This is a genomic window from Pseudomonas sp. 24 E 13 (assembly GCF_900004715.1).
In the GTDB taxonomy this organism is placed as follows: domain Bacteria; phylum Pseudomonadota; class Gammaproteobacteria; order Pseudomonadales; family Pseudomonadaceae; genus Aquipseudomonas; species Aquipseudomonas orientalis_A.
In genome coordinates this window covers 24,357-38,678 of record NZ_CVTO01000106.1, presented here as the reverse complement: position 1 = coordinate 38,678, position 14,322 = coordinate 24,357, and the positions used below count along the sequence as shown (strand labels likewise).

The following is a 14,322-nucleotide window of genomic DNA, read 5'->3' as shown; positions in this document are numbered from 1 at the left end:
TCAGGCCGTTTTCAGCGTGACGCGTTTCTATGATGCGCGCGGCAATATCTATGGGGTTGTCAGCCCGGAGTACTTGCGTCGCCGGGGTGTGGAACTGCCAGACAGCGCCGACCTCGCCGCGAAGGCGCGACAGGCCTGGACCGTGTCGGCCATCGCTGCCGAATGTGGGTGGGGTGCGGTTTCACCGGCAGCCGATGCCAAGGCCCATCGCTGCGATGGGTTGCTGGTGGGACCCTTTCAGGCAGCGCCGCCCTTTGATGTGCTGATCGTCAATACCGACGGCAGCCTCGCCGAGCGCAGCGGCAACGGGTTAACCATCTTTGCCCAGGCATTGACCGATCAGGGCCTTATGTCCGAGGGTTGCCAGTTGAGGGTGCATCACGATAAGGCGGATGCCGCGTCACCGGTGGTCACTCAGGTGGAGCCTGCGGTTTACAAGCAGGTCAGGGGATTCTGGCTGGCCTTGGGACAGCCGGCTTTCGGCCCGTCGGCCGTCAGCGCCGAGGAGGTTCAGAGCGTTGTCGCGCAGCAGGACGGGTTCAGTCACGTTGTCGCGCTGTCGGCGATAGATCCGCAATGGACACGCAGCCAGTTTGTGCGAATAGGCAATCCCCATTGCGTGACGCTCATCGAGCAGGCAGCGGCATTGCCAGGCAATGACGCCATGGATCAACCGGCATTGTTTGAGTGTTTGCAACAAATTGCATTTGCGCCGCCTGCGGGCAGTGGTCGTCCCTGTAGCGCTGGGATCAATTTGCAATGGGCCGCCCGTGCGTCGGGCAATCAGGTACTCGCGCGGGTATTCGAGCGCGGCGAGGGACCCACTGCTTCCTCTGGTACCAGCGCCAGTGCAGTGGCCTGCGCGGCTTGGCGGGCGGGTTGGGTTGGCGCCGGCGAAGTGGCTGTGGTGATGCCGGGGGGCACGGCGCCAGTGCGTTTGCAGGTTGAGGATGGAACACTGTCGAGCGTCAGTCTTTTCGGAACTGCATACCCACAGGCATAGGCAACTGACACTGTAATAAGTGTCGGCTTTTTCCCTGTCGGATATCTATCTTGAGAAGTACTGATGTAAGAAAGTTCTGTTGTTGATTATGTGTTTATTTGCATGTGTCTTTTATTTTTTAAAGGACACTTCCATTCTCGCCGTACGAATCTTCTGTTTTATTTTCAAAGGGCCGTTTTTTTCCTGAAATCGCTAAGCTTCAGAGCGTTCAGGCGCTTTTTCTCGGCCAGCATTCCGGCAATCAACGAGGAGAGCTTTTAATCAGCGGGTTATTGAGGGCGGGTAACAACGGATGGTTGACGCGTTTGTTTCGTCACGTTTCAAATTAATGATTCCAGGCGTCACTGCCAACTTGCAGGTACTCGCTTTCGAAGGCAGTGAGTGTCTTGATCAGCCGTATTTCATAGATGTGCAAGTCACCAGCGAAAACCCTGACCTGGATCTGGAGGCGTTGCTGCATCAGCCGGCCTATCTGGATCTGGGCACAACGGATCAAGGCCTGCACGGGTTGGTCTACGCCATCGGCCGTAATGGCCCGGGGGCCCGGTTCACCCGTTACCACCTCACGCTCGCACCGCGCCTGGCGTGCCTGGCCCATCGCCTTGACCAGCGGGTTTTCCAGCAGCGTAGCGTGCCGCAGATTATCGCCAGCGTGCTTGAACAACACGGCATCCTCGCAGATGCCTATGCCTTCGAGCTCGGCCCGGTGATTTATCCGCCGCGGCCCTTCTGCGTGCAGTATGGGGAAACTGACCTGCACTTCATTCAGCGACTGTGCGAGGAAGAGGGTATCCATTACCACTTCCGTCATCGTGCCGATGGTCATTTCCTGGTGTTTGGTGATGATCAGACTGTGTTTCAGCGCCTGCCGATGCAGCGGTACTGCTCGACGCTTGATCCGATGGTCGCAACCAACGGGGTCCAGCGCTTCGATACACGCCTGGAAACCCGCATTCGGCGAACGGTGCGCCGTGATCACGACTTCGAACACCCGTCGCTGCAGCTGCAGGACGCCTCCGGCGATGCACCGGACACAGCCCTTGAGGACTACCATTACCCGGCAGGTTTTACCCGTCGTGCACGGGGGGCGCAATTGACGCGTCGCAGTCTGGAGCGGCATCAGTCCGAGCGCCAGCGCGCGTCGGGTAGCAGTGATCAGCCCCTGCTGCGCAGTGGTCATTTCCTTGAGTTGCAAGATCATCCGGACCCGACCTGCAATGACCTGTGGTTGCTCACCTCGGTGCGCCACGAAGGCTATCAGCCCCAGGTTCTGGAGCAAGCGGCAGGGGATACGGACACCTTCGTGAGGTATAGCAACCATTTCACTGCGACCCCTTGGCGTGCGGTGCATCGGCCACCCCTCAAACATCCCAAGGCCTCCATTAATGGCAGCCAGACGGCGACGGTTACGGGGCCTGCGGGCGAGGAGGTGCACTGCGACGCGTATGGTCGCGTGAAGGTGCGGTTTCATTGGGATCGGCTGGACAGGTCGGATGATAAAAGCAGCGGCTGGGTGAGGGTCGCAACCGGTTGGGCCGGTTCCGGGTTTGGCGCCATGCTGATTCCACGGGTGGGCATGGAGGTGCTGGTGACCTTCCTTGAGGGAGACCCGGACCAGCCGGTGATCAATGGTTGCCTGCCCAATGCACTGCACATGCCGGCCTTTTCCCTGCCGCAGCACAAGACCCGCAGCGTGTTGCGCAGTTGCAGTGTTCCGGGTGGCGCGGGCAGTAACGAGCTGCACCTGGAAGACCGCCGTGGTGAGGAACTGATCTACCTGCGCGCCCAGCGTGACCTGGAGCAGCACGTGGGCCATGACAGCCGTTTGCAGGTGCTCGGTGAGCGCAGTGAAGTCATCCGAGGCTTGAGCACGGTTCGTCTCGAGGGCGGTGAGCAGCGCCACATCACGGGCGAGCGCAGCGTTGTGATCAAGGCAAGCGATCACCTCACCGTGCAAGGCGACAGCCACACCCAGGTGGCCCAGGTCATGGTGATCCAAGCCGGTCAACAGATTCACCTGAAGGCAGGAGCCAGCCTTGTCATCGATGCGGGCGCCCAGTTGAGTTTCAAGGCGGGCGGCGAGCATTTGCAGATTCAGGCCGGCGGGATTTTCAGCAGCCGGCCCATCACTGTCGGTGGTTCGCCAGCCGTTGCAAGGTCGGCCAGCCCTTTGTCTGCTGCGGGCACTCCTGAGATTTCGCTGGTACAGGGCCTCATCTCGGACATGGCCGGCCAACTGGATGCGGATTTTTGCCCCCTGTGCGAGCGCTGTCGCGAAGGTCAATGCGCCAGCACCGGGAGGGCCGCGTGATGCAGCACGAGTCTTATCAATGGATGGCGCAGCAGCAACAGGCGGGGCGTCACCTGTGCCTGATACTCGAAGCCAGCAACGAGCACTGCCAGTCGCTCATGGCGGCTCGCGACCTCTCGCACTATTGCCCGCTCTATGCTGAAACCGCGGCAGCGGAACTGGCGAGCAAGGGCCCGGTTATCCTGCTAGTGGAGCAGATAGGCGAGCCTGCGCTGATCGATCTTCTGCAAAGCCCCGAGACCAATCGAGGATGGTTGGGCAGTTTGCCCAACGATGACTTGGCCATTTTGGTCCGACATTGGCGTGAGCGCCTGCTGGTCGGGCCAGAAGGCGAAAAGGCCCTGTACCGTTTTCACGACAACCGCACCCTGGCCCGTGCCCTGGCGTATCTTCCGGCAGAGCAATGGCCGGTCTACCTGGGCCCGCTGACCAGCGTGTGTTATTGGCATGAGGGACGTTGGTGCAGCCACGACAACCCCGCGCCGGGTGCTTACCCGGTGCCCGATCCCGCGCCCTGGTTGCAGGTGCCCAATCCCCGGGCGTCGGCCATTCTCCAGGCCAATATCCTGCGCTACCTGCTGGCTGAACACAGTGAAGACCTGGCGGCCCTGGTGGAATTTCACGATCCCAGGATCTGGTTGGCCGGTGTACTGGAGCAGGCCCGTACCTGGCGATGGCGGTCGCCTGAGCAACTTGAATTTCTGGTGGTGCGCCGGCTGGAGGAGGCGACCCGGAGCAGTGTCATTCGCTGGCAGCCGCTGGAGGGCGAGACACCTGCACAGCATTTTGAGCGGGTGCGGGAACAGTGGTGCACAGAAGGGCTTGGGAATGCGTAGGTGGATGGGAACAGTGTTGCTTGGTGTTGGGATGGTGTGGCTAACGGGATGTGCGGGGAGGGCGCCGGATAGCTTTACGTTGGAGGTAGATTTGCCGGCGGAGTTTAAACTTAAGACGGCGGCTAATTACCGACCCGCAACGGGCGAGACCTGTATGTTGCCGCAACGAAGAGGCAAGCGGCCCGAGCGGAAATTATTTTTTTCTGACTACAAGCCTTTGGCGAGCCGGGTGAGTTATGAGCTTGCATTGAGTGAAAGGGTGGACGGATGTCCGTTGGTATTGGCCAATGTCGAGTTCGACTTCACGGCGAAGTGGGGAACGCGCACTGCAGATATCGGAGGAGATTATGCCCGCATTTCCATCAGAGATCGTCTGGATACGCCTGGAATGCCGGAGTCGGGGGTTCAGCAGATATCAGGGATGTGTCAGTGGTGGTTTCGCACGGTTGGTCCTGTTCATGGCATCAGGAAAATTCTGCAGTGCCGTTCGGTGGATGATGTCGGACAACTGCAAAACGCGAGACCAGGTGGTGTTGCGCAACGCGACCAGTTACCGGGGAAAACACTCAGGGTGGTGTTGACGGTGTCGGCGGAGGAACAGCCTGCTTTTGATGATAATTGGATAGCTGTACCCGGTGGATGGAAACGTTGCAGAGGAACGAGCTTTGAAGACATGTATGGTCACTGTAACGGCGATAAAACTAACTTCAAACCTATAAAAATGCCGGATGGTCGCATCTGTGATGTGTACCCGTCATGTAATTAACAAGGAGACTACTCATGAAACAGGACGCAAGGACGCGAGCTTTTTTCAGTGACGGCAAACCGGCCTGTGCCCTACGAGGACACTGGTTGAGTTTTTGTTTGGTTGATGAAAATGGTGTGGGAACAATGTATGGCGGCCTGCGGTACACCGTCCATGACAGTGTCGGACAACGATACAAAGGTAGATTAGACGGTCAAGGGTTTGCCAGATTAAAGAGTATTTATTGCGGTCCCGTGGTGCTCGTATTAGACGAACTATATTCAGGCGTAGAACAGTGGTATCGGCAGTTAATGGTGCGGCGTACTTATGAACTTCCTATTACCGACCTCCAGTTTCGCGCCGAACAAACGCGATTCGCCAATGCCAATGGTCAGCGAACCGAGAGTAATCCTGTACAGCAGAAAGCCGACCGGTTCTATCAAGTGGAAGTCCGAGACCTGGTCCGTCATGTCGCCCATCTGCCGCCGATAGAATCACGGGCACACCGCCCCAAACGCCATGCTCTGAAAATGATGGCCGAACTGGGGTTTGGCCCGCCAGAATCAACCTTGGCGGGCATCGTACTATTCCCCAACCTCCACACCGCGCTCGAAGTTCGGCCACTGCGAGCGCTACGCCCCATGCTGTCGACGCAGGACAGCTTTTGTGCCCTGAACTTGTATCAACTGGCATTGTTTGCCGCGATGAGCTACTGCGATTTCGGCCAGGTGCCGCCAAAAAATCCTGTGGATGAAGTCCGTTTCCCGCAGCACCCCAGCGTTGGAAATCTGTTCGCCGAACAGCTGTCGGGATACCACGAAGCCTGGCAAATTGATCCGGAGCAAGTGCAGCGTTTTTATCCGCTTTATGAAGAAGTCGCTTATTCAAAACGCTTCGAAATTTTGCCCTTCGATCCTGAGTTGTACCCGCAAAATCGCCCAGAACTGAAAGATGAACAGGAACACCCTGCGCGCTTGCACTTCTTCGATGACGAAAAAGACGGTACCGATACCCAGGCTTTTATCACTCACCACGATGAGGTGGTCCTGATATCCGTGCGAGGCACATTCAGCAAGGCCGACGCGCTGCGGGACGCCAATGCCCATCAAGTGGCGTTCGCTGATGGCGTCGGCAAGGCGCATGAGGGCTTTTATCAGGCATACCGAGCGATGCGTGATTTCATAGTGCGATACCTTGACCAGTTCCATGTAGGGCAGCGGATAATCATCTGCGGCCACAGCCTGGGCGGCGCGATTGCCCTGCTGCTGGCTGAAGGACTGCGCCGAATCCCGGACGCCCATTACAACCCACTCCTCTACACCTACGGCGCCCCCCGCGCCGCCGATTCCGAATTTATCTCTGGCGCATCTGCCCTGGTTCACCATCGAATCGTCAACCATAACGACCCTGTTCCCAGTGTCCCGGCGCCGTGGATGAACACCACTGCCAAACTGTGGGTGCCGGGGGCGGTCACCTTGTTCAGTGCGCCCACCGCCGGCGGTTTGCTGTTCGCCGCCGGCCTGGTGCGCGTCGGTGGGAATGCCTACCAACACCATGGCGAACAACAGCACTTCATGCCGATCACGCTCCCGGATGGCACGCATTCTTCGGTGCTATGGAAACCTGGCTGTGAATCGATCCAGGAGCTGGGCTGCAATCGGGCGTTGCGGTTGCACGGCGACATGCCCGACCGCGACAACCTGTTGAAGCAGCTCTTCCAGGCCAACCAGCACTTCATGACCGCCAGCTATATTCCTGCGGCCTGGGCGACATTGCGCCGCTGGCAGCAAACCCTGGATAGCCAGGGTTCCCTGGTCACTGCGAGGGAGCTGGAGTGGCTTGATCGAGCGCTCGAAGACATGCGCGAACAACTGAGGGCCAAACGCCGCGAACTGGCCCGCATGCGCCCGGCCAACGACCGCAGCCATGAGCATAACGACGCCCTGAATGCAGAGATCGACCGTTTGCATACCAGTCGCGAGCGCCTGGCCAGCCTGCGCTGGCGCCGTCTCGATGGGCGCGATGTGTATGGCAGCCACGCCCAGGGCGCCCACCTGCAACAGGGCCTCAAGCGCTGGTTCACTCACCGGGAAAACCGCGTCTTGTCCCAGGTTGCCAGTATCCCTTCACCCATCCACAGCGACTTGGGCAAAGCGCAAGTGCTGGACATCGACTCGATCGTCTAACACCGCGTTACATGAATTCAACCTGGGCCGGCTGACGCTTCATCAGCACCTTGCCGTTGCGGATCGAATACAACGGCAGGCCCTGGCTGCGAATCACCTCATAGTCACTGTCTGCCGACAGCACCAACAGGTTGGCCGGTCGGCCGGGAGCTAGGCCGTAGCGGTCGCCGAGCGCCATGGCCTTGGCGCTGTTGTCGGTGACCAGGTCCAGGGCGCTCTGCAGGTTGCGGTAGCCGAGCATATGGCAGATGTGCAAACCGGCTTCCAATACCCGCAGGATGTTGCCGTTGCCCAAGGGATACCAGGGGTCGACGATGGAGTCCTGGCCGAAACACACGTTCATGCCGGCTTCGAGCAGTTCGTTGACGCGGGTGACCCCTCGGCGTTTCGGGAAACTGTCAAAGCGACCTTGCAGGTGGATACTTTCGGTGGGACAGGAGACGAAGCTGATGCCGGAATGGCCCAGCAGACGAAACAGTTTGGCGCAGTAGGCGTTGTCGTAGGAGCCCATGGCGGTGGTGTGGCTGGCGGTGACGCGGGCACCCATGTCGCGGCTGCGCGCTTCTTCGGCCAGCACCTCAAGAAAGCGTGAGTGCGGGTCATCGGTTTCATCGCAATGCACGTCTACCAGGCAGCCGGTGCGTTCGGCCAGGTCCATGAGGAACTTCACCGAACTCACCCCTTGATCGCGGGTGTACTCGAAGTGGGGGATGCCGCCGATGACGTCGGCGCCCAGGCGAATGGCTTCTTCCATCAGTTCACGGCCATTGCGGAACGACTCGATGCCTTCCTGGGGAAAGGCCACGATTTGCAGGTCGATCAGGTGCGCGCTTTCTTCACGCACTTGCAGCATGGCCTTGAGCGCGGTGAGGTCCGGGTCGGTCACGTCGACGTGGGTGCGCACATGCTGGATACCGTGGGCGGCGAGGGCCTGGATGGTTTTCTTCGCGCGAGTCCTGGTGTCTTCCTCGGTGATGGTGGCTTTGCGTTCGCCCCAGCATTCGATGCCTTCGAACAGGGTGCCGCTCATGTTCCAGCGGGGTTCGCCGGCGGTGAGCGTGGCATCCAGGTGGATGTGCGGTTCAACGAAGGGCGGGATCACCAGGTTGCCGGCGGCATCCAGGTCGCTGGCCATTAACATCGGTACGCCTGTTTGCGCAGTGATGCTGGCGATCCGGCCGTGTTCCAGGTGCAGATCATGCAGGCCTTCACGGTCGCGCAGGCGGGCATTGATGATGTGCATGGTCAAGTTCCTCTTGGCTAAATTCAATCAGGCGACCGCCAGATTACCATTGGCGGTGCCCAGGCTCATGCCTGGGCGTCAGCCAGCGGTGCGCGCACGCGCAGTACGGCGTTGATCAGTATGTAGGTGAGCGACGCGGCCGCGATCCCCACCAGCGGTGCAACCCAGGGCGAGTTGAACGCCAGCAGCGTACCCACCGCGTACGCCATCAACCCGGGCCAGTTGAACGCGGGCAGGCGGGCATCTGCCAGGCGTGGGTACTGGCCGCGATAGCGGTAGAAGAAGTCCGCCATGATCACCCCGCCAATCGGCGGGATCACCGTGCCCAACAGAATCAGGTACGGCACGAGCATGTCGTACATGCCCAGCAAGGCGAGCAGGGTGCCGATTACCGCACCGGCCAGGGTCACGGTTTTGCGCCGGCGGGTGCGCAGCAGGTTGCAACCGGCGACGGCGAAGTTGTAGATGGTGTTGTCCTGGGTGCTCCAGATATTGAGCAGCAACATGGCCATCGCCGCCATGGCGAAACCCTGCAACAGCAGGACTTCCACCACATCCGGTTGCTGATAGACGATGGCGCCGTAGGCGCCGATCAGCACCATCAGGCCGTTGCCGATAAAAAAACCGATCAGGCTGGCCAGCACCGCAACCCTGGCCGAGCGGGAGAACCGCGTCCAGTTGGTGGCCTGGGTCGCGCCGCTGACAAAGGTGCCGAATACCAGGGTGATCGCCGTGGACAGGTCCAGCTCGGCGGTCGGCACCACGGCCAGCAGGCCGTCCAGCCCGCCGACCTTGACGGTGGCGACCCACATCGACAGCAACAGCAAAAGGCCCATGGCGGGCACCGCGATATAAGACAGGATTTCCAGCCCGCGATACCCCACGTACGCGGTCGCACAGAACACCAGGCCAAATACCACCATCAAGGCCAGCACGCTGCCCTGGCTCAACGCGAAATACTTGCCCAGCACCACGGCTGCGGTGGCGGTGCCCCAGGCGTACCAGCCAATCTGGGTGAAACCGAGGATCAGGTCACTGAGCTTGCTGCCGATTTCACCAAAGCAGAACCGCCCCATCAATACCGAGTTCAGACCGCTCTTGAAGGCGATGTACCCCAGCCCTGCGGCGTATATACCCAGCAGCAGGTTACCCAGGGCCACGACGCCGAGCATGCCGGTAAAACTGAAGGCCACCCCCAGCTTGCCGCCGGCAAACATCGTTGCCGTAAAAAACGTGAACCCCAGCAGCACCATGGCCGTGGACGCAAGGCCCTTGCGCGCATGCAGCGGCACTTCACTGAGCGGGTAATCGTTGCCGGATTCTTGCTGGGTCATGTGCCTTGCTCCCTGAATGAAGACGCAGGCCTGTTGCACCGAGCGTGCCAAGCTTTCGGCAGCGGTGTATCGACAGCCAAGCGCAGGGAGGGCGTCGGCGCGAGGGTTCCAGGTGGCCTATCAAGCGCGAAAGCAGTGCAGTCGTGAAACAAATTGGATCAGTTGAGTCCAGGCGTAAAAAAACCACCCGCAGGTGGTTCTTCAACGCTGGATCGCTTATTCGCCGCGATAAATGCAGCCGCTGGTGCACGTCTCATGGATGCGAATGGCGCTGAGTTCCGGCAGCAAGGGTTTCAATTCAACCCAGATCCACTTGGCCAGCACTTCGCTGGTGGGGTTTTCCAGGCCGGGGATGTCATTGAGGTAGTTGTGGTCCAGACGCTCGTAGAGCGGCTTGAAGATCGCCTTGATTTCCGAGAAGTCGCGAATCCAGCCGGTATGGGGATCCAGGTCGCCGCTCAAGTGGATCGCCACCTTGAACGAATGCCCATGCAGGCGCCCGCATTTATGGCCGTCCGGGACGTGGGGCAGGCGGTGGGCGGATTCGAACGTAAATTCTTTGAAGATTTCCACGGTATTTTCAGCTCGGTCAGGTATCTGGCAGGCGGCGAGTTTAACAGCTTGACCCGCCGCCGCGCATACCGCTGGGTCAAAGTGCTTGCAAACGCTCGCCCAGGCCTCCGTTGTCCGCCAACTGCAGGAACTCATCGCCCAGCCGTCGACTCTCGCTCATTGCCGTCTGCCAGTAGGCGTTGCGGCTCGCGTCGTCGCCCATGAAGCGCTTGAAGTCGTTGCGGTCCGGCAATTTACCGTGGGGCAGGCGGGCCAGGTAGTCCCTTGACGGTGCCAGCAGCAGGACATCCTGCAACCCCTGTGGGTTGCTGCGCCGCCACGGCAGGCCTTTGTCGAACCAGCCCGGAATGACGCGGTCGGTGAAATGCGGATACAGCACGATATCGTCGCCGCAGTAGGGCAGGTCGAGGTGGTAGTCCAGCAGGCCGCCGTCGCGGTAGGTGCCAACGCCTGCGCCGGGCAGGTCGCGCACGCCTTGCATCACCATGGGAATCGAGCCGGATGCCAGCAGCGCCTGGCGCAGGTTGCCCATTTGCAGTTCAAGGAAGCGCGACGGGAAATCCTCCAGCGCGTACACCGGAGGCGCCTGGCGGGGATCGTGGATGATCAGGCGTTCGAAATGCCGCGACAGTCGTGCGCGGCCGCGCAGGTTGTCGGCAATCACCGATGACAGGCCCAGGCCCAGCCGGCCTCGATGGTCATCGGCGAGCAGGCCATGGCTTTTCACCACCATGATGTTCAGGCGGTAGTCGGGGTGGTTCAGCACCTGTGCATCGCGGCCGGCCAGCAGGTCGTCGAGCATGCGCCGGCAGCTCTGGCTGACTTCGGCCATGGTCACGCCTTTGGCGAAACGCTGTTCGTTGTACAGGCGGCCCAGGTCGAGCAAGCCTTGCACCGGGTCGGGCAGGCAAGCGCTGGCAAACCGCCAGGAACCGATGGACGCACCGATCAGCGCGCGCTCCCGAGGCATGCGCGCCAGCCAGTCGCCGAACAGCGCCAGGTCCAGGCCCTGGATGCCCAGCGCCTTGGGGCCGCCGGCCGCACCCGGGAGAATGCCAACGTCGGCAGGTGCAAGACCTTGCTCGCGAATGCGCGCAAAGGCGCGTTTGCCGGCCCTGAGCGTCAGGGCGGGGAACTTGATGTGAATAGCGGTCATACCGTTCTCTGTCAGAGCGATTGCAGGAGCAAGCTCACTTCTGCGGGAAATTGCCATGGTGGCAATTCAGTTTCAATTAAGTTGCCGCGCGTACCGTGATCATTCGTAGGAAAAACATCCTGAAACGGAGACTTATCATGAAGCGCCTCACAGCGCTGGTCGCCGCCGGTATCATTGCGTTCTCGGTCACGCCGGCCTGGGCAATGGACCCCGACAAACCACTGAAATTGCCTGGCACTGTTACAATTGTCGCCTTCGATCAGCTTGAAGCCACCGCCTTGGGCTTGCATCCGGGGTCGACCTTGCTGGGCACCGACCTGGACGAGGAATACGGCAAGTACATCTACCAGATCGAGCTGGAAGATGCCCACGGCCTTGAATGGGACGTTGAATTGGACGCGCTCACCGGGCACGTTCTCAAGAATCATCAGGACACGTAATGACGCTATATCGACGCGCCGGTAGTCTGGTGCTGCTGGCGCTCCTGGCCTTTTGCTCAAGCCTGGCCGCTCGCGACCTCAATCAGGATGAAGCCTTGGCGCTGCGGCAGCAGGGCGTGATCCTGCCGCTGGAGCTCCTGTTGCATAAGGCGATGTCACGCTACCCGGGAGGCCGGCTGCTGGAGGCGGAGCTGGAGCTCAAGCATGGCCAATACGCCTATGAAGTGGAACTGGTGACCACCGAAGGCGTCGTGCGCGAAATCAAGCTCGACGCCACCAACGGTACCTTGATCAAGGATAAGGAAGACTGATGCGCCTGCTTTTGGTGGAAGACAACGTCCCGCTGGCCGATGAGCTGCTGGCCGGCCTGCAGCGTCAAGGCTATGCGGTCGATTGGCTGGCCGATGGACGCGACGCGGCGTACCAGGGCCGCAGCGAGCCCTATGACCTGATCATCCTCGACCTTGGCCTGCCGGGCTTGCCGGGGCTCGAGGTGCTGGGGCAATGGCGCGCCGCAGGCCTGGCCACGCCGGTGCTGGTGCTGACGGCGCGTGATTCCTGGGCGGAACGCATCGAGGGGCTCAAGGCCGGTGCCGATGATTACCTGAGCAAGCCTTTTCACCCCGAAGAGCTGCACCTGCGCATCCAGGCGTTGTTGCGCCGGGCCCACGGGCATGCCAACCAACCGACCCTGCAGGCCGCCGGTCTGCACCTGGACGAAGGCCGCCAGTGCGTGCTGCGCGACGGTGACGAGATCCAGCTCACGGCCGCCGAGTTCCGCCTGTTGCGCTATTTCATGCTGCACCCCGAACAGATCCTGTCCAAAAGCCATCTGGCCGAGCATCTCTATGATGGCGAGACCGAGCGCGATTCCAACGTGCTGGAAGTCCACGTCAACCATCTGCGCCGCAAACTGGGACGCAGTGTGATCGAAACCCGGCGCGGCCAGGGTTACCGGTTTGGCGCCAGCCCTGCATGAAGTCGATCCAGCGGCGCTTGAGCCTGGGGTTGATCAGCGTGATGGTGATCGTCGGCGTGGTGCTGGCGCAAACCAGCCTGTGGCTGTTCGAGGCCGGATTGCAGCGCTATCTGGAGGCCGGGCTGCGCAATGACAGCGAGAACCTGCTGGTGGCGCTGGTGCGTGGACCCAACGGTGTGCAGTTGGACGAGCAGCGCCTGTCACCGGCCTATCAACGGCCATTCTCGGGGCACTATTTCCGCATTGATTTTGCCGATACGCACTGGCGCTCCCGCTCATTGTGGGACCAGGAGCTGCCGACGCTTCCCGAGGCCGGTCTCAAGGGCAACCTGCAACTGGGGCCTGAAGGCCAGAAACTGTTGGTATTGCGCTCGGACTACAAACGCTTCGGCCAGTCGATCTCCATCAGTGTGGCGCAGGACTACACGCCGGTGCGGGAAAGTTTCCGCCTGATGCGCCAGATCGGCCTGGTACTGGGGCTGGCGGCCTTGCTGGTGGTGTTGGTATTGCAGCGCATCACCGTACGCCGCGCCTTGCGCCCGCTGGAAACCGCGCGCAATCAGATTGCTCAGTTGCAACAGGGCCAGCGTTCGCAACTGGACACCCAGGTGCCGGCGGAGCTGGAGCCGCTGGTGGCGCAGATCAACCATTTGCTGGCGCACACCGAAGACAGCCTCAAACGCTCGCGCAATGCCCTGGGCAACCTGGGGCACGCGCTGAAGACCCCGTTGGCGGTGATGCTGAGTGCCGCGTCAAGCGAGGCGCTCAGGGATCAGCCGCAGTTGAGCAAGTTATTGCGCGATCAGCTTGAACAGGTGCAGCAGCGCCTCAACCGCGAGCTCAATCGCGCGCGCCTGGCCGGTGAAACCTTGCCGGGGGCGTTGTTTGACTGTGAAAAGGAACTGCCGGGGCTATTGGCCACCCTGCGCATGATCCACGGCGAACACCTGGACCTCAGCTACCACGTCGCCCCGGGCCTGCAACTGCCCTGGGACCGGGAAGATTTGCTGGAGCTGCTCGGCAACCTGCTGGACAACGCGTGTAAATGGGCGGATGCCGAAGTTCGACTGAGCGTGAGTGAGGCGGCGCACGGCTATCGGTTGGCGGTCGAAGACGATGGCCCGGGCATTCCGGAGATCCAGCGTGAGCAGGTGTTCAGCCGTGGCGCACGCCTGGATGAACAGATTGATGGCCACGGCCTGGGGCTGGGCATTGTGCGCGATATTGTTGACGTGTGGGGCGGGGTGCTGCAGTTGCAGGAAAGTGAGCTGGGTGGGCTCAAAGCGCTGATCGAATTGCCCAGGCGGTAGTGCCAATCTAAAACTGTGGGAGGGGTGGTGCGACGATTCGACTTGCCCCCCCGTTGCTACTTGTCAGCCTATGACTATCTTACTGATGCTCCACAATTCAATGTGGGAGGGGGCTTGCCCCCGATGGCGGCCTCTGGGCTAACCCGGCGTCCTGCCGGGTTGCCCACGGATTCAAGCCTGCGTTCGGCCAGCGTGGTTTAACGGGG

General features: G+C 60.8%; 13 protein-coding genes. 9 read left to right on the top strand and 4 right to left on the bottom strand.

Annotated elements, in window-relative coordinates; translation table 11 throughout:
- Nucleotides 1-16 precede the first annotated feature (16 nt).
- The 5 genes from BFP90_RS09990 to BFP90_RS09975 all read left to right on the top strand — a co-directional run bounded on the left by BFP90_RS09990 (nt 17) and on the right by BFP90_RS09975 (nt 7,081).
- Nucleotides 17-1,003, top strand: coding sequence for a diaminopimelate epimerase (locus BFP90_RS09990; RefSeq protein ID WP_065891839.1), 987 nt, complete (start codon nt 17-19; stop codon nt 1,001-1,003).
- 292 nt (nt 1,004-1,295) lie between these two features.
- Nucleotides 1,296-3,314 carry a type VI secretion system tip protein TssI/VgrG gene (gene tssI, locus BFP90_RS09985; protein ID WP_065896562.1) on the top strand — a complete coding sequence of 673 codons (2,019 nt, stop codon included), beginning with the start codon at nt 1,296-1,298 and terminating at the stop codon, nt 3,312-3,314.
- The gene (locus BFP90_RS09980) at nt 3,314-4,150 is read left to right on the top strand and encodes a DUF4123 domain-containing protein (protein ID WP_065896561.1); all 837 of its coding nucleotides are present in this window, start codon (nt 3,314-3,316) and stop codon (nt 4,148-4,150) included. Before tssI ends, BFP90_RS09980 begins: the two co-directional genes overlap by 1 nt.
- A complete protein-coding gene (locus tag BFP90_RS27250) occupies nt 4,143-4,916 on the top strand; it encodes a hypothetical protein (RefSeq protein WP_083203202.1) in 774 nt (257 codons plus the stop codon). Before BFP90_RS09980 ends, BFP90_RS27250 begins: the two co-directional genes overlap by 8 nt.
- Before the next feature lie 14 nt (nt 4,917-4,930).
- Nucleotides 4,931-7,081 carry a lipase family protein gene (locus tag BFP90_RS09975; protein WP_065896560.1) on the top strand — a complete coding sequence of 717 codons (2,151 nt, stop codon included), beginning with the start codon at nt 4,931-4,933 and terminating at the stop codon, nt 7,079-7,081.
- A 7-nt stretch (nt 7,082-7,088) separates the two neighbouring features.
- Here BFP90_RS09975 and codA read toward each other — a convergent pair whose 3' ends face one another.
- From codA to BFP90_RS09955, 4 genes are all read right to left on the bottom strand, one after another.
- Nucleotides 7,089-8,324 (bottom strand): cytosine deaminase, encoded by a 1,236-nt coding sequence (gene codA / locus BFP90_RS09970; protein WP_065891815.1) that lies wholly within the window; start codon nt 8,322-8,324, stop codon nt 7,089-7,091.
- Nucleotides 8,325-8,389: 65 nt separating this feature from the next.
- On the bottom strand, nt 8,390-9,658 hold the full coding sequence (codB, locus tag BFP90_RS09965) for a cytosine permease (RefSeq protein WP_065891816.1): 1,269 nt from the start codon (nt 9,656-9,658) through the stop codon (nt 8,390-8,392).
- A 216-nt stretch (nt 9,659-9,874) separates the two neighbouring features.
- A complete protein-coding gene (gene queD, locus BFP90_RS09960; RefSeq protein ID WP_065884039.1) occupies nt 9,875-10,231 on the bottom strand; it encodes a 6-carboxytetrahydropterin synthase QueD in 357 nt (118 codons plus the stop codon).
- Between the two features lie 76 nt (nt 10,232-10,307).
- Nucleotides 10,308-11,387, bottom strand: coding sequence for a patatin-like phospholipase family protein (locus BFP90_RS09955; protein WP_065896559.1), 1,080 nt, complete (start codon nt 11,385-11,387; stop codon nt 10,308-10,310).
- Between the two features lie 137 nt (nt 11,388-11,524).
- Between BFP90_RS09955 and BFP90_RS09950 the strand changes: the two genes are divergently transcribed.
- The 4 genes from BFP90_RS09950 to BFP90_RS09935 are packed head-to-tail and all read left to right on the top strand — an operon-like array spanning nt 11,525 to nt 14,116.
- Nucleotides 11,525-11,827 (top strand): PepSY domain-containing protein, encoded by a 303-nt coding sequence (locus BFP90_RS09950; protein ID WP_065891818.1) that lies wholly within the window; start codon nt 11,525-11,527, stop codon nt 11,825-11,827.
- Nucleotides 11,827-12,138 carry a PepSY domain-containing protein gene (locus tag BFP90_RS09945; protein WP_057726271.1) on the top strand — a complete coding sequence of 104 codons (312 nt, stop codon included), beginning with the start codon at nt 11,827-11,829 and terminating at the stop codon, nt 12,136-12,138. The genes BFP90_RS09950 and BFP90_RS09945 overlap by 1 nt, the downstream gene beginning before the upstream one ends.
- The gene (locus BFP90_RS09940) at nt 12,138-12,806 is read left to right on the top strand and encodes a response regulator transcription factor (RefSeq protein ID WP_065884046.1); all 669 of its coding nucleotides are present in this window, start codon (nt 12,138-12,140) and stop codon (nt 12,804-12,806) included. The genes BFP90_RS09945 and BFP90_RS09940 overlap by 1 nt, the downstream gene beginning before the upstream one ends.
- On the top strand, nt 12,803-14,116 hold the full coding sequence (locus BFP90_RS09935; protein WP_065896558.1) for a sensor histidine kinase: 1,314 nt from the start codon (nt 12,803-12,805) through the stop codon (nt 14,114-14,116). Before BFP90_RS09940 ends, BFP90_RS09935 begins: the two co-directional genes overlap by 4 nt.
- Nucleotides 14,117-14,322: the final 206 nt, after the last annotated feature.